General features: G+C 63.9%; 17 protein-coding genes. 4 read left to right on the forward strand and 13 right to left on the reverse strand.

The annotated features are described in order from the left end of the window. Positions 1-150 precede the first annotated feature (150 nt). Complete coding sequence (locus tag HWX53_RS24095) at positions 151-474, reverse strand: hypothetical protein (protein ID WP_175945636.1); 324 nt, start codon at positions 472-474, stop codon at positions 151-153. Between the two features lie 54 nt (positions 475-528). Continuing rightward, entirely contained in the window at positions 529-777 is a 249-nt protein-coding gene (locus HWX53_RS24100) for a hypothetical protein (protein WP_175945638.1), read from the reverse strand. 136 nt (positions 778-913) lie between these two features. On the opposite strand from HWX53_RS24100, the gene HWX53_RS24105 reads away from it, so the two are divergent. After that, complete coding sequence (locus HWX53_RS24105) at positions 914-1,282, forward strand: hypothetical protein (protein WP_175945640.1); 369 nt, start codon at positions 914-916, stop codon at positions 1,280-1,282. A 21-nt stretch (positions 1,283-1,303) separates the two neighbouring features. On the opposite strand, the gene HWX53_RS24110 is transcribed toward HWX53_RS24105, so the two are convergent. Together HWX53_RS24110 and HWX53_RS24115 are read right to left on the reverse strand one after the other, a co-directional pair. Beyond that, positions 1,304-2,500 carry an amino acid aminotransferase gene (locus HWX53_RS24110; RefSeq protein ID WP_175945642.1) on the reverse strand — a complete coding sequence of 399 codons (1,197 nt, stop codon included), beginning with the start codon at positions 2,498-2,500 and terminating at the stop codon, positions 1,304-1,306. A gap of 22 nt (positions 2,501-2,522) precedes the next feature. Beyond that, positions 2,523-3,917, reverse strand: a complete 1,395-nt coding sequence (locus HWX53_RS24115; protein ID WP_175945644.1) for an amino acid permease — start codon at positions 3,915-3,917, stop codon at positions 2,523-2,525. 292 nt (positions 3,918-4,209) lie between these two features. On the opposite strand from HWX53_RS24115, the gene HWX53_RS24120 reads away from it, so the two are divergent. Together HWX53_RS24120 and HWX53_RS24125 are read left to right on the forward strand one after the other, a co-directional pair. Continuing rightward, a complete protein-coding gene (locus HWX53_RS24120) occupies positions 4,210-4,509 on the forward strand; it encodes a hypothetical protein (protein ID WP_244140242.1) in 300 nt (99 codons plus the stop codon). Between the two features lie 45 nt (positions 4,510-4,554). Continuing rightward, positions 4,555-4,716: a hypothetical protein gene (locus HWX53_RS24125; protein ID WP_175945646.1), complete on the forward strand. Its 162-nt coding sequence runs from the start codon at positions 4,555-4,557 to the stop codon at positions 4,714-4,716. A gap of 22 nt (positions 4,717-4,738) precedes the next feature. On the opposite strand, the gene aroQ is transcribed toward HWX53_RS24125, so the two are convergent. Further along, entirely contained in the window at positions 4,739-5,176 is a 438-nt protein-coding gene (gene aroQ, locus HWX53_RS24130; RefSeq protein WP_175945648.1) for a type II 3-dehydroquinate dehydratase, read from the reverse strand. Positions 5,177-5,384: 208 nt separating this feature from the next. Here aroQ and HWX53_RS24135 point away from each other — a divergent pair, with 208 nt between their 5' ends. Beyond that, a complete protein-coding gene (locus tag HWX53_RS24135) occupies positions 5,385-6,950 on the forward strand; it encodes a sensor domain-containing diguanylate cyclase (protein WP_175945655.1) in 1,566 nt (521 codons plus the stop codon). A gap of 9 nt (positions 6,951-6,959) precedes the next feature. Here HWX53_RS24135 and HWX53_RS24140 read toward each other — a convergent pair whose 3' ends face one another. The 8 genes from HWX53_RS24140 to HWX53_RS24175 form a co-directional block, all read right to left on the reverse strand. Continuing rightward, positions 6,960-7,691, reverse strand: a complete 732-nt coding sequence (locus HWX53_RS24140) for a response regulator (protein ID WP_175945656.1) — start codon at positions 7,689-7,691, stop codon at positions 6,960-6,962. Further along, positions 7,685-10,255, reverse strand: coding sequence for a HAMP domain-containing sensor histidine kinase (locus HWX53_RS24145; RefSeq protein ID WP_175945657.1), 2,571 nt, complete (start codon positions 10,253-10,255; stop codon positions 7,685-7,687). The genes HWX53_RS24140 and HWX53_RS24145 overlap by 7 nt, the downstream gene beginning before the upstream one ends. After that, positions 10,255-10,920 (reverse strand): response regulator transcription factor, encoded by a 666-nt coding sequence (locus tag HWX53_RS24150; RefSeq protein WP_244140243.1) that lies wholly within the window; start codon positions 10,918-10,920, stop codon positions 10,255-10,257. Before HWX53_RS24150 ends, HWX53_RS24145 begins: the two co-directional genes overlap by 1 nt. Positions 10,921-11,137: 217 nt before the next feature. Further along, complete coding sequence (locus tag HWX53_RS24155) at positions 11,138-11,566, reverse strand: hypothetical protein (RefSeq protein WP_175945658.1); 429 nt, start codon at positions 11,564-11,566, stop codon at positions 11,138-11,140. Between the two features lie 481 nt (positions 11,567-12,047). Beyond that, positions 12,048-13,808: a methyltransferase domain-containing protein gene (locus HWX53_RS24160; RefSeq protein ID WP_175945659.1), complete on the reverse strand. Its 1,761-nt coding sequence runs from the start codon at positions 13,806-13,808 to the stop codon at positions 12,048-12,050. 7 nt (positions 13,809-13,815) lie between these two features. Continuing rightward, positions 13,816-15,693 carry a peptide transporter gene (locus tag HWX53_RS24165; RefSeq protein ID WP_175945660.1) on the reverse strand — a complete coding sequence of 626 codons (1,878 nt, stop codon included), beginning with the start codon at positions 15,691-15,693 and terminating at the stop codon, positions 13,816-13,818. Between the two features lie 70 nt (positions 15,694-15,763). Next, entirely contained in the window at positions 15,764-17,485 is a 1,722-nt protein-coding gene (locus HWX53_RS24170) for a ShlB/FhaC/HecB family hemolysin secretion/activation protein (RefSeq protein WP_244140244.1), read from the reverse strand. Positions 17,486-17,746: 261 nt separating this feature from the next. After that, entirely contained in the window at positions 17,747-19,636 is a 1,890-nt protein-coding gene (locus HWX53_RS24175; protein WP_175945662.1) for a peptide transporter, read from the reverse strand. Positions 19,637-19,794 lie beyond the last annotated feature (158 nt).

The raw sequence follows: 19,794 nt of genomic DNA on the forward strand, positions 1-19,794 counted from the left end.
GCTGCAACCCTCCCTGAAGAATGGCGGAACGCGGCCGTCGTCAGCCGTGGTTCGGACGTTGCCAGACCGGTCTGGGGCAGCAAGTCACGTGCCGTTCGCGGGCGGGGAGAGCGAAGGAAAAAGACTGCAGTGCTTCGTCGCGACGCAGTTTCAGCGCGGACGCGGCCACCGTCCGCCGTGCACCGTCGCGCAATGCGTGCCGGAGACGAGCGCAGCCTTCAGATCGCTGCGTTCCGAGAAGCGCGGGGCGTCGAACCAGAGCAGGAACTCGTCGCGCCACACGCCCCAGGCGTTTTCGTCGAAGTCGAAATCTTCGTCGATGCATCCGTTATCGCGCAGATACGCGCCGACGACCTGCTTGCCGTTCCAGTATGCAACGGCCACATCGGTCAGATCGGCGGTCATGCCGCGCGGCAGATCGCGGAGCAGCATGGCGAGGTGCGCCCTGAACGATGTGAAGTCGGTCGGTCTCATCGTGTGCTCCGCTTCAAAAAGATGCGTTGAAAACACTTACGCGGCGCGCGCGTTTCAGCCGAACGCGCCCTTATTGAGGTCCTTCTCGAACGCCGCCACCCATGCGGTGCCGTGCCCGATGCGATATTCGCGCTCCTTGAGCGTCGAGCGCCGCACGATGTTCACGTGTCCCCGCAGCGGATAAACGTCGTCCACGACATCCGATTCGCCCGCCTCCTGCACGAGGAAATCGGTCGGGTCGAGCCGGTGGCGCGCGAGAATCGCGAGAAAGTCCGCCTTCTCGTCGGGTGCGATGACTGACATGGCGCCCTCCAACATCGAACGCTGCTCATTCAAGGTAGCACACGCGCGGACGAACGGCGAAGCGAATCGCCTCACACGCGGTACGCACATAACTTGCTGCGGAAGGTGGCCGATTCACTTTTCGGAGGCATCGCCGATGAACGTTTCGCCGTATCGCCACGCGGCTTTCTGCGCGGCCCTTCTCGCATGCGCGCACGCGCACGCCGGCCAGCCCGCCTGCGGCGTGCTGCAAGGCGCGTCGGGCAACGCGCTGACGTTGCAGGAAGGCGCGCGCGCCGATCTCGTGCAAGGCGACAAGGCCGTGCACGGCGCGCTGCATATCTATCGGGATGACGCGGTGTATCGCGTGTACTGGCAGCCGGACGGAAGCGCGGAGCAGTACGTGCTCGCGAATGTTGGGGAAAACAGCGTGCGGCTCGTCTCGACGCTGCCGCGCGGCGCGAAAGTGGACGCGGGACCGGGCACGCTGCCGCCGCAGCAGGTACTGTCGTGTCCCGCGTTGTGAAGCGATTGCGTGGCCGACGCCTTACTTCGCCAGCACCTTGCCGATGGCGTCGGCGACGGTCTGCACGTTGCTCTCGTTCAGCCCCGCGACGCACATGCGCCCTGAACGCAGGATATACACGCCGAATTCCTCGCGCAGACGGTCCACTTGCGGCGCTTCGAGACCCGTGTACGTGAACATGCCGCGCTGCTTGACGTAACGCGACAACGCCTCGCCGTGCACGTGCTCGCGCAGGCCGTCGTGAATCGCGCGGCGCATGCGCGCGATGCGTTCGCACATCGCCGCGAGTTCTTCTTTCCACGACTGCGCGAGTTCGGGCGTCGTCAGCACCTTGGTCACGATCTTCGCGCCGTGCGTCGGCGGATTGCTGTAGTTGGCGCGCACCGCGCTCGTCAGTTGACCGAGCACGCGATCGGCTTCGGCGGCATCGTCGCAGATCACATGCAGGCCGCCGCAACGCTCGCCATAGAGCGAAAAGTTCTTCGAAAACGAATTCGCGACGAACGCCGGCACGCCACGGCGCGCAAGCTCGCGCACGGCGAACGCGTCGTCTTCCAGCCCCGAGCCGAAACCCTGATACGCCATGTCGACGAACGGCAGCAGGTCGCGCTTATGCAGCACGTCGATGATCTTGACCCACTGCGCTTCGTCGAGGTCCACGCCGGTCGGATTGTGGCAGCACGCATGCAGCAGCACGACGCTCTTTGCCGGCAACGCGTCGATGGCTTCGAGCATCGCGTCGAAGCGCAGGCCGCCGGTGGCTTCGTCGTAGTACGGATACGTATTCACTTCGAAGCCCGCGCGCTCGAAGATGAAGCGATGGTTCTCCCACGTCGGATCGCTCACCCATACCTTCGACGCCGGAAAGTATCGCTTGATGAAGTCCGCGCCCACCTTCAGCGCGCCCGAGCCGCCGAGCGTCTGCACGCTCGCGATGCGGCCTTCGGCGCGCGCCGTGCTGCCCGTGCCGAATACGAGCGCCTGCACGGCATCGCGATAATGCGCGAAACCGGCCATCGGCAGATACGGCTTCGGGCCGAGCTCTTGGAGAATCGAGAGTTCGGCTTCGCGCACCGCCTGCATGACGGGCAAGCGGCCGGCGTCGTCGAAATAGATGCCGATGCTCAGATTGACCTTGTTCGTGCGCGGGTCCTTCTGAAAGTTTTCGTTCAGCGAGAGGATCGGGTCGCCGGGGTAGGCATCGATATGTTCGAACATGGTCTGGGTATCAGGACTGAATTCAGGACGAAGGAGGAGCGGGACGGCGCGCGGCGCCCTTGGTTTTGAGATAGTAGCCGATTCCGAGAACCGCCAGCCAGATAGGAATGAGATAGACGGATAGCCGCAGGCCCGGCGTCTCGTACATCACCCACACGATGCCCGCGACGAACGCAAGACACAGATAGTTCGTGGACGGATAACCGAGACTCTTGAAGGTCGTGGCCGCGCCCTGCTCGCGCTTGTGGCGGCGGAACTTCAAATGAATGATGCTGATCATCGCCCAGTTGATGATGAGCGCCGATACCGCGAGCCCCATCAGCAGTTCGAACGCGCGGCCGGGAATGAAGTAATTGATCAGCACGCACGCCGCCGTCACGACGGCCGACACGAAGAGCGCCGCGAGCGGAATGCCGCGCGCGCTCACCTGGCACAACGCACGCGGCGCGTTGCCTTGCTGCGCGAGGCCGTACAGCATGCGGCTATTGGCATAGACGCCGCTGTTGTACACGGAAAGCGCGGCCGTCAGCACGATCACGTTCAGCACGTTCGCGACCAACGTGCTGTTCATCTCGCGGAAAATCAGCACGAACGGGCTGCCGCCGGTGGCGACCTTGTCCCACGGATACAGCGAAAGCAGCACGCCGAGCGCGCCGATATAGAAAATGAGGATGCGGTAGATGACCTGATTCGTCGCGCGGGGAATGCTGCGCGACGGGTCCTCGGCTTCGGCCGCCGTGATGCCGACCAGTTCCAGCCCGCCGAACGAGAACATGATGACGGCCATCGACATCACGAGACCGCTCGCGCCGTACGGGAAGAAGCCGCCGAGCCGCCAGAGGTTCGCGACGCTCGCCTGCGGCCCCGCGTGACCCGACACGAGCAGATAGCCGCCGAACAGAATCATGCCGACGATCGCCGCGACTTTCACGATGGCAAACCAGAATTCGAGCTCGCCGTACGACTTCACGCTCGTCAGATTGATTGCGTTAACGATCGCGAAGCACGCGAGCGCCGATACCCACGGCGGCAGCGCCGGCCACCAGTACTGCATATAGATGCCGACCGCGGACAGCTCGGCCATGCTCACGAGGATATACACGGCCCAGTAGTTCCAGCCGGACACGAAGCCGGCCGCGTGACCCCAGTATTTGTCGGCGAAATGGCTGAACGAGCCGGCCACGGGCTCGTCGACGACCATTTCCCCCAACTGCCGCATGATGAAAAACGCCATCATCCCGGCGATCGCGTAGCCGAGCAGCACGGACGGGCCGGCGAGCTTGATGGTCTGCGCGACGCCTAAGAAAAGCCCCGTGCCGATGGCGCCGCCGAGCGCAATGAGTTGAATGTGGCGGCTCTTGAGTCCGCGCCTGAGTGTTTCGTGCTGCGCTGCTGCCGGGTTGTTGCCTGAAGCCATTGTCGATCTCTGCCTGAACTGCCAAGGACGCGCGCCGCTCTGCCTGCCTTGCCGGGAAACGCGAAAAGTGTTGTTTTTTCGTGCGACGGGCGACTGTACAGGGCGAACACTCGCCGAACCGTGCTTCACGGCGCGCGGAAAAACACGCGATTTTACCGCCCCGACGCCCCGGGAAGCCTTGTCGGATGGACTCCGCACCCTCGTGGGGCGCGAGGGCGAGTCGTCAAGAGATCAAACTGAACCGGGAATCAGGTCTTTTTCGGAGGATTGATTCGGACGCTCCCCGCGCAGAATGGATTCATCCACTTACGGGGAAGCCAACATGTTCCAGACGACGCAAACGAATGGCACGCCGCATCAGACGGCGATTCTCGGCGCAATCGAATCGCACGCCGGCATGGCGGCTTTCGAAGCCGACCTGCTCGCCGAACTCCGGACGGCATCGGACAACGTGCTGCGCCTCGCCGCGCAGGTGCGCACGCAGGTCAACGCGGATGCCGCCGCCGACGCCGCAGAAACGCTGGCCGGGCAGCACGCAATCGCGCAAAGGCTGATCGGCCGGCTGCTCGCCATGCCCGTCGCCCAAGCCTGAGCACCACGCCTCACAAGAACACGCATCGAATCGAGGAATACGACAATGAACTACCTGACCATCATCGCCATCGTCTGGACCGTTTGCGCGCTGTTCGCCGTGTTGTTCATCCGCGGCGCGACGCTGCGCGAGCGCAAGCCGGTGCCCGTGCAAAGCCGCGCGCGCCGCGCCGCCGCCGCCAGCGTGAAAGACGCGAGCCGCGCGTAACGGCTCAACACGCGGCGCGGCGTCACTTGATCGCCGATACCGCCGCGCGCAGGCCGAGCAGATAGCTTTCCACGCCGAAGCCGCAGATTTGCCCTTTGACGACTTCGGAGAACACGGACACGTGCCGGAACGCTTCCCGCGCGTGAACGTTCGACATATGCACCTCGATGATGGGCACGGTCAGAATGGCGAGCGCATCGCGGATCGCGTAGCTGTAATGCGTCCACGCGCCCGCGTTGATGACGACTGCATCGACGTTATCGGTGAACGCCTGATGGATGCGCGAGCACATCTCGCCTTCGATGTTCGTCTGGTAGCACTCGACTTCGACGCCCAGTTCCTTGCCGAGCGCGGCCAGTTGCTCGTCGATTTGCGCGAGCGTCGCGGTGCCGTACTGCTTGGGGTCGCGCTTGCCGAACATGTTGAGGTTGACGCCGTGCAGCGTCAGGATCTTTGCCATGGTGTGTCCTCGATGGATAAGCAGCGTGCGTTAAGGGATGCGCAGATTCTGAAGGCCGGCTCGCGCGATGACAATAGCGCCTGCTGACCGCTCGCCTCTTTCAGTTTTCGACCGACCTGCCGTAAACCCGCATATGACGGTGCACGCCGGATAAGCCCGCGCTTCACCGATGCCATCCCCGTATTTTTCCGCTTCGCCGGTATCTCGCATGTCAGGTTCCTCGTCCTTGCTCGATTCCCTTCTGGCGACACCGGCAACGGACGACGGGCGCATCACGCCCTGCATTCGCTCCTCGCTCCTCTTCACCCTGCTCGACGACATTCGCCCGCTGCTGCTCGCAGGCGGCTCGACCGCGTTCGTCGCGCTGGTCGCGCTCGTGCGCGTGCGCGCGCCGTGGACCGTCGCGTGGTTCATTGCGGACGCGCTGGTTCTCGCCGCGCGCGTGATTGTCGTGTGCCGCTATCGGGCGGCGCGGCGACAGCGCTCGCCCGAACCGGCGCCGTGGGCGCGGCGCTATGCGCCGTTCGGGCTCATCGCGTGCGGCCTGACCGGCTTGGGCGCGATGGCCTGCGTCATGTCCGGCGACGCCATGCTCGCCTCGCTCGCAATCATGGTGACGGCCGGCATGCTCGGCGGCATTGCGTCGCGCAACGCGGGCGTGCCGCATCTCGCGATCTCGCAGGTTTGCGCGGGCAGCGTGCCGATCGGCGTGGGCGCGCTTCTTGGCCCCGCCGGTTACTGGATGCTCGTGCCGCCGCTCGTCGTCTATATCGGCGCGATGAGCGTCGTCGTGCGCCGCCACTATCGCAATCTCGTTGCGCTGATGACGGCTGAGGAAGAGCACGCGGAACTGGCCGCGCGCTTCGACGCCGCGCTCGCGCACATGCCGCACGGCCTCTGCACGATCGACGCGGCGGGCGCGGTCGTCATCGCGAATCGCAAGGTGGCGCAGCTCTTCGGCGCGACCGCCGACATGCTGCGCATCGGCGTGGCGCTGCCCGAGTTCATCGGCTATCTGGCGCTCGCCGAGCATGGCGAATCGCAGCGCGCGAAGTTGACCGCGCGCTGCGGCGAGTGGCTGAAGGACGGCCACGCCCCGCTCGAACTCACGCTGCCCGACGGCCGCCAGCTGGAACTGACCAGCGATCCGGTGCCGGACGGCAGCGCCGTGATCATCGTCGAGGACGTGACGGCGCGCCGCCGCGCGGAAGCGAAGATTTTGCACTGGGCGCATCACGACTCGCTGACCGGCCTGCCGAATCGGCGTTATCTGAGCGACCACGCCGAGCGCCTGATCGCGGGCAGCGCGCACCGCGAGAAAGTCATGGTGATGTACGTCGATCTGGACGGCTTCAAGCACGTCAACGATTCGCACGGGCACGATGCGGGCGACGAACTGCTGCGGCGCGTCGCGGATCGTCTGCGCAACGCGATGCGGCATGGCGAACTCGCGGCGCGTCTGGGCGGCGACGAGTTCGCCGTGGTCGCGACCTACTTCGCGGATGCCGCAAGCATCGCGTTCGCGCGGCGCATCGTGCGCGATCTCTCGCTGCCTTATGAACTCGACGCGGGCGTGGTCGTGACGCTGGGCGTGAGCATCGGCATTGCGCTTGTGAAGCCGGGCGAATCGTTCGAGCGCGCGCTCAAGCGGGCCGACATCGCGCTCTACGAAGCGAAGACCGAAGGCCGCGGCGGCTACCGCTTCTCGAAAGACGACGCGCTCGCGGCGCGCGAGGAACTGGACGCGCTCGCCGCGCCCACGCATCGGATGTGACGACGGGCGCTATCCGCGATGCAGATCGAGCGCGGCATGCAGCATGTCGCGCAGTTCGATCAGGTCGCTGCGAATGAGCGCGGTGAAGGTATCGACGTCTTCCACCCAGCTTTCCGATTCACGCAGCAGCGCGCGCAGTTCCTGGCACTGGTCGTACAGCATGGAAGGCCCGAGCACCGTCAGCCCACCCGCCAGCTTATGCGCCCAGCGGCGCAGCCTGCGCGCGTCCTTTTCCTTGCAGATGTCGTCGAGCGCGACAATGTCTTCGTCGATCTGCCCGGCGAGGTCCGGCATATACGCGGCGGGAATCGGCGGAAAGCGCGGCGGGAGATCGTCGTCCTCCGGCGCTTCGTTCCCGGCCTGCGCTGCGGTCTCGGGCGCGGCGCCTGCCGCATCGACGCCGGCGGTTTGCAGCACGCCCGCCAGCACCGCGAGCGGGACCGGCTTGGTCAGATAATCGGTGAAACCGCGCGCGCGTCCGCGCTCCACGTCCTGCGCGCTCGCGCTCGCGCTGATCGCATAGATACGCATCGCCGGATCGAGCGCGCGCGCCGCGACGAGCAGTTCGGCGCCTGACATCTTGGGCATGTCCATGTCGGTCAGCACGATATCCACGCGATGCTTGCGTAAAAGATCGAGCGCCTCTTCGCCGTCCTTCGCCTCCAGCACGGATGCCCCGAGCGTCAGCAACTGATCGCGCAACAGCCCGCGATTGAGCCGGTTGTCTTCGGCGATCACCACCGTCGGCCCCGCCTTGCGCGCGGCCGGCAGCGCGAGCGCGTCGTCGGCGTGCGGCGAGGCACGCTGGCGTCCCTTGATGGTCGCGATCGCGTCCTTGAAGCCTTGAGACTGAAGACGCTCACTTCGAGCACGCCGTCGCCCCAATGCACGGGCACGAGCGGACCGTCCTGCGTCATGCGGATCACGCGCGTGCCGTCCTTCCACGCCGCCTTGATGTCCTCCTCGGTGAACTCGTCGGTGGCGATCAGATACTCGCAGCCTTCCGCGAGCGCAGGGTCGGCGTGATTCATGTACGTGACGGCACTGCGCTCCGGGTCGTAGAGATTCTCGAACCATTCCCGATACTCGCTCGCGCGGCACAGAATGGCGGGCTTGCCGTCGAGCAAGGCGGCGTCGCCGGTGTCGGACGAATGGTCGGCGGCGAGCGGCAGCCACACCTGAATGCGCGTGCCGACGCCTTCGGTGCTGTCGAGGGAAATGCGGCCCTTCATGAGTTCGCAAAGCCGCACACAGATCGACAAGCCGAGCCCCGTTCCGCGCGCCTGCGTGAGACGGTGCGCGTCGCCCTGCATGAACGGCTGAAAGAGCTTTTCGCGCTGCGACGCAGGAATGCCGATGCCCGAATCGGCGACGCTGAGTTCGAGCGCGTCGTTCACCCATCGCGCGCGCACGACGATCTTCCCTGAATACGTGAACTTCAGCGCGTTGCCGAGCAGGTTGTTGAGAATCTGCGACACGCGAATCGGATCGAACAACAGCTTCGCGGGACACGACCGCTCGATCACGACGAACAGGCGCAAGCCCTGACGGTTCGCGAGCGGCGCATGCGCGACCATCACGCGCACGACGAGCGCGCGTATGGAGCCCCATTCCTCCGAAAGCCGCATTTCGCCGATATCCATCTTCGAGAAATCGAGGACATCGTTGACGACTTGCAAAAGCGCGCTCGCCGATGCCTGCATGGCGTGAACGCGCGCTTCCTGCTCGGCGGCGAGCGGCCCGAGCGCGACGAGTTCCAGATTGCCGACGAGCGAGGACAGCGGCGTGCGAATCTCGTGGCTCATCGAGGCGAAGAAGCTGAGCTTGGCTTTCGCGGCGGCGTCGCTGCTTTCCTTCGCCTCGCGCAGCAGCCGTTCGACTTCGCGGTGCTCGGTAATGTCGGCGATCGCGCAGAAGAACACGTTGGTCTTGTTGACCACCGCCGCCGCATACGACACCTTCAGATGCAGCGTGCCGGCGTCCGGTTTGTCGAGCGTGTAGTGAAGCTGCCGGATGGCTGCGTCGTGTCCGTCCTCCGCCGGCGCCGTGCCGTGGGCGTGGAACGCATCGCGCAGGCCCGCGGGCAGGCTCGCGGACGTCTCGCTGAGATCGAACAGCGAGCGCGCGATCTGGTTCGCGGCGATCACGTGCAGGTCTTCCTGCAACGCGATGCAAAGGCCCACGGGCGTCGCCTGCACGAGCAGATGGTTAAGTATCTCTCCCTCCACCGCACGGCACGCCTGCTCGTACGAGCGCGTGAGGAAGCGATAATTCCAGTAGCGGTACATCGCAAGCAACATGGCGATGAGCGCGCCGGTGACGAATACCAGAATCGCCATTTGCACGCGCTTCGCGGCGAGCTCCGTCGCGACGGGAAGCGCGACGACCACATGCCCCATGCCGAGCGCCAGGGAGTCGAGACGCGCGCCCCAGCCGTGAGCGGGCAGCCAGTGAAACGCGCCCGGCGGCGCTTTCGCGAGCTGGTTTTCCATGAACCGGAGATCGGGCGTGTCGTCGCCCGCCAGCACCTGATGATCGTTGTCGAAGATCGCGATCTGCGATTCGAGCGATTCCGGCACCGCGCGGCGCAGCGCGCGGTCGAGATTGAGGCGCGTGAACACGAGCCCGTACGGGTCGCCGTCTCCCGCCACCACCATGAACATGACGACGGTCGGCGCGCCGAAACCTATGGAGCGCGGCGCGACATACCACATGACGCGCCGGTCGCGCGCGGCTTCGAGCGGGACGATGTTGTGCGTGTTCATGTAGAGCTTCGCCGCTTCAGCAAGCGCGGCGAGTCGCTGAGGCGGAGGAACCTTATTGTCGGTCTCCGTGAAGAATCCGAAGCCGGCCGAGGCGGAACCGTCGAATCTCGTGTACTGCAAGAGCGGCGGCGTGCTCTCTTCGGGGATCATCTGACGCGCTGCCTGGCAAGCCTCGGCAAGCGCCGTGTCATTCACGCCGGGCGGATACGGCTCGCATTTCGGCTTGTTGGGACTGTCCGGCACGCCCGCCTTGGGCGCCGACGCGCCGACTTCGAGCAAGAGACTGCCCGCCGTGAGCATGTTGTAACGGCTGAATATGCTGACGTTCACGCCGCGCATGGCCGCCTGCGCGAACTCTTCTTCCGTCTTCAACGTCGCCGTCAACATGAAGAAGCCGGTGGCCGTCGCACCGCACAGCGCGGCGAAAATCAGCAGCCCGACGGCGATAGCGAAAATGCGCCGTTCGCGCTTGAGGTTGCTTTCGAGCATCCGCAGCATTTGCAGAGGAGAATCCTGCGATGCGGCGAAGAAACGCTCCATCAGGCCAACCCTGTCTTCGCGGCGTATTTAACGAGGTCTACGTGGTTCTCCACATGCAGCTTGCGCATGGCGGAGCGTTTCTGTGTCGCGACCGTCGGCACGGAACGGTTCAGCGTGCGCGCGATCTCGGTCACCGAAAGCCCCTGCGCGAAGAGGCGCACCACTTCCAGCTCGCGCGGAGAAAGCGGCTGTTCGCGCGCAAGGTCCTTCGTCGTGGAGCCTTCGCGCGCGAGGCGAAGCTGAATCTTCGGCGAGAAGAGGGTTTCCTTCGTCGAAAGCGCGCGCACGCTGATCTGCGCGAGCTCGCTCGCCGGCTCCTCCTTGCTGACGATCGCGGCGACGCCCAGCTTGCAGAGCTCGTGAAACATGCCGCCGCTCGTCATCATCGTGAGGACGACGAGCGGCACTTCGGGATAAGAGCGGCGCAGCTTGCTCACGAGACGCAAGCCGTCGAGTTCCACTTCTTCGTCGCCCTGCATGACGAGATCGGTGATGACCAGATCGGCCGGCTCCTTTTCGAGCGCGCGCACGAGATCCGCTCCCGAGTTCACCGTGGCCGTGATCGTGAAACCCGCAAGCTTGGAAAACTGATCGGAGACGGCCATCAACACGATGGGATGGTCGTCGGCCAGCACCACGCGGATCGATCTCGTGTGTCCATTCATAGGCACACCGTCGCCGGCGCTATGCGCGTTTGCATCGAAACACGAAACAGACGCGCTGCTTGGCGCAATTGAAGCAACAGACGAACAGACCAGTTCATCGCCACGTCTCCCGACCGGGCGGGCATGCCCTGTGGCCATTTTAGGATAGGTGGAATCGCATTGAAAGACGGGGGACAGCGCTTGCATCGACGCAAGGCCGGCCGGGTCCGAAGCGACGCTATTCATTCCGGTCTTCACAGTAGGCTCCAGGAGTCAGGCAGCCGAGGCGCACGCGCCGGCCGCCGCTGCGGCACAGGCGGCAACGCGGCTTGCTGCTGTCGCATCGTTCGCCGTCCGCTTGAGGGGGTGCTTCCCGTTGCGGCGCGGGCTGAGCCAGGTGACGCAACGGAATCGACGTGACCTGCGACGTCCCGTGCTTTTTGTATTGCCGGCTCTCCGCGAGGAGCATGCCCGTGATCACGATCATGGACGCGATGAAGACGACCGCCACCGTTCTTATTAGTACGGACTCCGATCTACCCGTTCCCAACGCAGCGAGAATGACGAACGACAGCGTGAAGAACGCCGGCATCAGGAACGTCGATGCGATTCCCACTGCTTCACAACACTTGCGAAAGGCCTGGCTGATCGAATCCGAAACCAACATAAGAGCACCTGACTAGGAATGCGGCTGGCCACGAGCGAGACGACCGCCTCGCCCAGCGCGATGCATCTGCGTGCGGCGAGACTTTCGCCGAACCCTGCACATGCGGCTTGCGTCGACCCGCTGTGGCATCGACTCATGACTTTAGTCAAACGTTATCGCGCGATATATCGAACAATGTCGATAACGTCTGTCAGCGTGACTGACGCACCGTGTCGCTCGTCGGGCAGTTGTCTCCAGCAAAAAAAAACCGCCCGGGTAAGGCGGCGAACTGGGTCGAAGAAAAAATCGGTGGTCCGGGGCGAATGGGCGCGCGTGGCGACTACCGCTCTCCTCGCTGGCCATGCCGGCCGCGCGCGCCATGAAGGGCGGCGCGCAACCTTTCCCGGACATCGCAGGTCGCTTACATTCTCACTCCCGCGCGAGGTCACACGATATAGACGGATTTCGATTCATTCGATGCAAGCGCTCGATCAGCGGCTCGTCATACGGCCGATGCCTTCATCGCCAGCTGATACCGCAAGTGCCCGCCGATGCGCGCGACGACTTCCGACCAGTCGCCACCGAAGCGGCGGCGGAACAGGCGCATGGTCGGGTACCACGGACTGTTTTCGCGCGTGTAGTGCCAGCGCCAGTCACCGTAGAACGGCAACATCAGCCAGACCGGCTTGCCCATCGCGCCCGCGACGTGCGCGACGGACGTATCCACGGTCAGGACGAGATCCAGCGCCGCGATCGCGCTGGCCGTCTCGGCCATTGTGTTGAGACGCGCGCCCACATCGTGAAAGTTCGCGCGCTCGGTGGCATACCGGGCTGCTTCGTCGGCGCCCGCGCCCTTTTGCAGGCTGAAGAATTCGATGCCTTCCATCGCGAAGAGATCGTTCAGCACCGCGAGCGACGGCAGCGAACGATGTCCGTCGTTTTCGTGCGTCGGATTGCCCTTGAACACGACGCCGACTTTGAGCTTGCCGGGCGCGACTTCCGGCAGCTTCGACACAACGGACGCCGGCGCGCGCAGATAAGGCACCGTGCGCGGCAGCGCCTCGAGTTCGAGCGGCAGATGCGCCGGGATGGTATGTGGGTAAATCCAGTAATCGATGCCCGACAGGTTCGCCGCGTCTCGCACATCGACGACATCTTCGGCATCGAGCGAGGCTTCATACAGTTCGACGAGCGGCGCCTGACACACGACCACTACGCGTTTCGCGCCGCATTTGTCGCGGAAAATCTTCGCGAAACGCAGAAAGAAGATTTCGTCGCCGAGGCCGAACTCGCTCCAGATAGCGATCGACTTGCCGTGCAGCGATTCGCCTTTCCATTCCGGCACGTTGTGCGGCGGCTGCGTGGTGGTGCGGCGTTGCCATCCGAACGGCGCCATCACCTTTTCGCGCAGCGCGAAGCCTTCCCGCAGCTTGCCACGCGCGATCAGATGCAACGCCTCGTAAAGACGCGGCAGATGTTCGCCCGGCAGCCGCTCGACGCACTGCTTCCAGATGGCGTCGGCATGCTCGGGCGCGTCCCAGCGCAAGAACTGCATCATCGCGCGATGATAGACGTCGAAGCGATACGGATACTGACGCACCCCCGCCTGCGCCGCGGCGATGGCGGCCTCGGCGCTGCGCGCGTGCTCCATCGCATGTTTCATTTCATGCGCGGTCGGCACCGCGCGTTTGCGCAGCACAATTTCGATGACGCACTCGGCGTAACTGTCGGCGGTCTGGTCGGCGTCGGCTCGCGCGGCGTCGAAGTTGTCGCGCACCAGCGCGATGCGCTCGCAGTCCGCGGCATGCGACATGGCCTGCACCAACTCGACGACGTTCACCGAGCGCGGCAGCCTGTTCTCTGTCTTGTAGATGGTGAAGCTCGTCTTGTGCCCGCCGTTGAAGCGGCTCGGCCAGACGCCCTTTCCGTAGAGATCCTCGTCCGGCACGGTCACGATGACATGGCCGCCCGGCTTCACGAGGTCGAGCCATCGCGCGAGCGCCTTGTGCGGATTGTTCTGCCGCGCGAGCACATGACTCGCATGAACGAAGTCGAATGCTGCGTCGCCCGCGCCATCCATCGTCGAAAGATCGCCCTTGTCCGCGGGCCACGACGTGATTTTGCCCATGCGCGGGAACACGTGCGCATGCGCCGAAAGCGGGTCGTCCGTCACGCCGATATCGAGTCCGTCGCCGACGAGGTAATGCTGCACGAATGCCGGTTCGCGGGAACGGCGCAGGCTTGCTTTGCTGGTTTCTTTCATGATCGCCTCACTTCGCCGCGACAGCCACGGCCGCCGCGCTTGCCGCATCAGCGCGGCTCAGGTCCTTCAAAAGCGCCTGAATGCGCTCGCCCAAAATCTCCGGCCGGCCCCTGAAAATGAGCTTCTCGATGGCCTTCTTGCCCGCGAGCGAGCGCGCCAGATCCAGCCGTTCGCTGTCGTTCTGGATGAGACGCAGCGCCGCCGCCTTGTACTCGTCGTTGCTCTTCGCGACCATCCATTCAGGGAAGCCGAGACGGCGGAACATGCCCTCGTCGATGTGCTCGTGCACTTCGCGCCCCGTCTTGCACACGCCGACGAGCCCGGCCCACACCGTATCCACGATGCCGTTCGTGTTGCCGAACGGGAACGGATTCAGGAACATGTCGCAACCGGCGATCACCTTCATGTAGTTCGCGTAGTCCTGATGCTTGTGGACCACGGCCTTGTCGCCCATCAGGCGGCGCACGAGGTTGCGCACCTGCGGGAACACGAGGCCGGTCGCCTGTCCGACGAGAAAGTGGAATTCCACGGGCACCGACGCTTCGCTGGCGATTTCTGCGCACGTCTGCAGGAAGCCCGGATTGAGCTTGATGGTCGTGCCCGCGACCGCGATCTTCACGGGATCGGCCTTCAGGCGCTTGCGCTTTTTCAGGTCGAGTTCGAGCATGGCCGCGGGCGGACGATACGGCATGCCGTCCGATGGCAGCTTGAGCAGCTTCTCGCTGAAGCAGGCTTCCTCGCCGACGTAGTCTTCTTCGACGACCACATAATCCATCGCATGGCCGTGCGTGGTGGCGGGATGGCCGAGCGCCATCATCTGCAGCGGCGCGACACGCAGGCACGCGAGCACCATGGTGACCGGGAACATGCCGACGCTCGGCATGTACATGGCCTGCGCCTCGCGCGCTTCACTGACATCGCGCACCTGGCGCACGTGGTCCCATAGCGTCGCGCCGTCGAGCGGGATGAATTCGTCGAATACCTCGCGGCCTGCTTCATCGACGCGGCCTTCGTAACCCATGCCGATCAGATGAAACTTGTCGCGCATCGCCACCAACGTCTGCGAATGCGTGCGGTAGATGGAGTGATTCTTCGAGAACCATTCGAGCACCACGAGCAGCACGGGCTTCTCGCCCTTCTTCGCCGGCCGCGCGCGACGCGCCACATCGTGCAGGCCGAGGCTCGCGAGCTTGCGGCGAATCAGCGTGTTGATCGGCTTCTTAATGTCGTGCTTGGCCGGCAGGTCCGCATAGCTGCAATGCATATACATGTCGTGCAGCACGCCGAAGGGCAGCGCGTCGATGCTCTCGATCTGCTCGAGCTTGTCCGGCAGCCAGCGCAGCAGCATTTCGCGCTTCTGATGCGCGGCGGGCGTGCCGAGAAAGCGCGAAGACATGATGGTCGTCGCGAGGCTCGCGGTCGCGACCTTGTCGTGATTCCAGAGCACGTCCCAGTCGAGGCGCACTTCGGACTCGGGCGTATAGAACAACTGGAACTTGCGCATGTCGCCGATGCGTAGTTGCACCGAGTGACGCGCTTCTTCATCGAGTCCGAGCGAACGCAGAATGTGATCGGCGTTGCGGAAAGGGCTTGCTGCGAAGAGACCGGCGATCCAGCGCTGAAAGAGCTGCGTCTGGCGAATGCCGGTTTCGGAGAAACGGAAATCCGGATCGCTCATCAGCGCGGTGATAGCCGATGTGATGCGCGTGAGCAGGTGATCGTCCATGATGTTGCTCGCTTCGCCAGACTGCGCCCAGCTGTCGACATCCATCAAAAGCCCGTAGTTGGCGTCGATGCGCGCGAGCAGCTTCAAGAGCTCGCGGCCGGCGGCTTCCTTCTCACGACGATAGCAAAGGTACTCGAATTTATTGATGCTGAATTGCATGATGCTGTGTCCCGGTTCTTGCAGCGACTGAGGTTTGCCCGTCGGCGCGAAGCCTGAGCGGGCCGCGAGCTTAGTGGCTCCAGGTGACGGAGAGCCAGTACTGCGTCGGCTTCTTGCCGGGCTCCACCCACGAGCTTTCGGAGAAGCGATAAGGTCTTGAAACGGAGGCCGACACCGTTGCGCCGATCGGCGTCAGCCAGTCGACGCTCACGCCATAACCGGCGAGCACGCGGTTGTTGGTCACGCCGCTCACGCCGGGGTACGTGTTCTCCCAGTGGTCCCACGGCGAATGGTTCACGCGTCCGTAAGCGAAATCGTTGAAGAGGCCGACTTGAAGCTGATGGCCCGTCGCGACCGGAAAGCGTTGATAGAGCCCCACGCTCGCCACGACGCCTTCATCGGCCGAGCCTTCGTCGGCGCGATAGGCGCGCACGGCGTCGGGACCGGATAGGCCGAGCTTCTCGCTCGCATCCAGATTGCGGCTTGCGAGCTGACCGGTGATGCGTCCCGAGGCGAAGAGGTTGCCGCTCTTCGATAGCGCATACGTGCCGAACGCGTTGCCGCTCAACTTCGCGTAGTTGCCCGCGCGCCGCGTGATCGGCTCCGACGGGTCGTCGTTGCGTTGATGTCCGAGCGTGAGCGCGATCTGTCCGGCCGCGAGATTCGTGCGCAGCGCGCGGGCGCGTTCGCCGTTGTCCGCGGTCAGCGAGAGTTGCAGCGAGTCGAGCTTGCTGTGCGTGGTCGCGTCATAGTCCGTGAGGTCCGTCGACGTCTGGCTGTGCAAGAGCGATGCTCCGCCCCACACGTTCGCGTCGAGTCCACGGGTGAACGGGTACTGCACGCCCGCCTGCGCGGTCGTCGCCACGCCCTTCACCGGCGTTCCCGCGTTGATGAAGTACTGCTGGCGCGAGACGCCGCCGGTCATGCGCAAGCCGTCGTCGAAGATCGGCGCGCTGCCGGTGAGCGAGCCCGTCCACATCTTCTTGTCCGTGCTCGTGATGGTGAACGCATACGCGTCGCCCGCATGGAACAGATTGTTCGCCGAGGCCGTCACGCCCATGCGATACGTCCCCGTCGACTCGACGCCCTTGTTGTCGAGAATCAGATCGGCGCGTACGGGCTTGCCTTGTTCGGCGATGCTGAACGTGACGTCGACGTCTCCGGTCGCCGCGCCCGGCGAGAAACGCGGCGCGCCATCGAGCGCGACGCCGGGCAGGTCCTGCAACAACTGCGTGGCGCGTTCGAGCCGCGACGTGCGCAAGAGGCATACGCCGTTCACGCCTTCGCTGCCACAGAGCGCATGCGTGATGAGCCGCTGCAGCCGCGCATCGGCCACGCGCGACTTGTTGTTCACCACGATTTTGCGAATGCGCCCCGGAAACACCGTGAATTGCGCCTCGCCGCCCGTCTGCGCCGCGCGCCAGTCGGCATCCGTCATCAGCACCTGACCGAGGGGGAAGCCGCCCTGACGCAGCGCCGTCGTGAGCACGTCCGACCAGCGATTCACTTCGTTCAGCGAGTGCGGGACATCGCCCAGCTTCTTGATGTCCGCGTCGAGCATTTGCTTGACGACGAGCGCATCGGCGCCTTCAGCGGGGACCACCTTCACGCTTGTGTGCCATTCGATCGGAGCTGCATCGCTTGCGGCGGGCATTGCCTTCTGCACGACCGCTTCCGCATCCGTGACTTCGGATGCCATCACGCGTTCCGTTCCCGCCACGCCGACCAGCACCACCGATCCAACACACACCATGCGGCGGACGGTTGCCGCGATCTCGTTCATCTTCAACATTGCTCGTATCCTTGATTGAACCAAACGCCTGAACGTCGCGCCTGGTTCATCGACCTTTGTCCGCGTAGCGTTCTCAGATCAAAGGTTAAGGATTCGCATGCTCAATCCGAATAGAACAAGTTCTAAAGTGCCTGCAGGCAAGCAAGAAACGCGGTATTTCAATGCGCGCCGTACGGGGCGCGCGAGCACGGACCGCCCATGCGAAAAGCCCGGCGCACGGCCGGGCTCTTCGAACATGAAACGTGCGAGCGTGTCGGAGGCTTATGCGATTGCTTCGGCAGGCTCCGCTTTCTTCGACTTGCTCTTCGCGCTCTTCGCGGCCGGCAGTTGCTCTTGCCAGAGCGCCTGCATGCGTTCGCCGAGAATCTCCGGGCGGCCCTTGAAGATCAGCTTCTCGATGGCTTGCGGTCCTGCCAGCTTCGCGGCGAGTTCGTTGCGCTCGTCGGCGTTTTCGATCAGGCGCAGCGCCGCGGCACGGTATTCGTCATTGGTCTTCGCGACCATCCATTCCGGGAAGCCGAGACGGCGGAACATGCCTTCGTCGATATGCTCGTGGACTTCGCGGCCGGTCTTGCAGACACCGACGAGCCCCACCCACACCGTATCCACGATGCCGTTCGTGTTGCCGAACGGGAACGGATTCAGGAACAGATCGCAACCGGCGATCACCTTCATGTAGCTGTGATAGTTCTGGTGCTTGTGAACGGTCGCCTTGTCGCCCATCAGACGGCGCACGAGATTGCGCACCTGCGGGAAGATGAGACCGTTCGCCTGTCCCATCAGGAAGTGAAAATGCACCGGCACCTTGGATTCACGCGCGATCTGCGCACAGGTGTTCAGGAAGCCCGGGTTCTGCTTGATGGTCGTGCCGGCCACCGCGATCTTCACCACGCCGTCCGACGGCTGCTTCGGCGGCAGTTCGAGTTCGAGCAAGGCAGCGGGCGCGCGGTAAGGCATGCCGTCCGAAGGCAGCTTCAAGAGCTTCTCGCTAAAGCACGCTTCGTCGCCGACATAGTCCTCTTCCACGACGACATAGTCCATCGCATGGCCGTGCGTGGTCGCCGGATGGCCGAGCGCCATCAACTGCAACGGTGCGACGCGCAGGCACGCCAGCACCATCGTGATCGGGAACATGCCGACGCTCGGCATGTACATCATCTGAGCATTGCGCTCTTCGCTCGTCTGCCGGACGTGACGCGCGACTTCCCACAGATTCGCGCCTTGCAGCGGAATGAACTCGTGGAACACGGCCTTCCCGGCATCGTCGACACGGCCGTCATAGCCCATGCCGATGATGTGGAACTTGTCGCGCATCGCGACCATCGTTTGCGAATGCGTGCGATAGATGGAGTGATTCTTCGAGAACCATTCGAGCACGACGAGCAACACCGGCTTTTCGCCTTCCTTGACCGGCGCGGCGCGGCGCTCGACGTCATGAATGCCGAGGCTCGCGAGCTTGCGGCGCACCAGCGTGTTGATCGGCTTCTTGATGTCGTGCTTGCCCGCATAGTCCGCATAGCTGCAATGCATGTACATGTCGTGGAACACGCCCATTGGCAGCACATCGAGGCTTTCGACTTCCGCAAGACGCTCGGGCAGCCAGCGCAGCAGCATTTCGCGCTTCGCGTGAGCCGAGGGCGTGGCGAGGAAGCGTGAAGACATGATGGTGGTGGCCATGCTCGCGGTCATAACCTTGTCGTGCTTCCAGAGCAAGTCCCAGTCGAGGCGGACTTCCGACTCGGGCAGATAGAACAACTGGAACTTGCGAAACTCGGCGTTGCGAAGTTCGAGCGAGTTGCGCGATTCCTCGTTCGCGCTGAACGAGCGAAGAATGTGGTCCGCGTTGCGGAACGAGCTGGCCGCGAAGAGCGCGGCGAGCCAACGCTGAAACAGCATCAGCTTGCCGATGCCGTGATCGGAGATGGTGAATTTCGGGTCCGAGGCCAGCGCCGTGATCGCGGAGGCGAGACGCGTGAGCAGGTGATCGTCCATGATGTCGTGCGCTTCGGCGGACTGCGCCCATGTGTCGACATCCATGAGAACACCGTAGTTCTGGTCGATCTTGTTGAGCAGTTCCAGCAGCATGCGGCTCGCCTTCTCGTATTCGCGGCGATAGCAGTGGTGTTCGAACTTTGCGATGCTGAATTTCATGTTTCGGTTCCTGGTCGGTTGATCCGCACGCCGCTGGCCGCTGTTCCGCTTTTTGCTCCGGAATCGCTTTGGCGCTGACAGGAAGAAGGTTAAGGTTTCAGCGGGACCTGACGAATAGAAGAAGTTCTAATTTTGACCGCGACGATTAACCGTGCGCG

It is taken from the genome of Caballeronia sp. BCC1704 (assembly GCF_902833455.1).
Classification (GTDB): Bacteria; Pseudomonadota; Gammaproteobacteria; order Burkholderiales; family Burkholderiaceae; genus Caballeronia.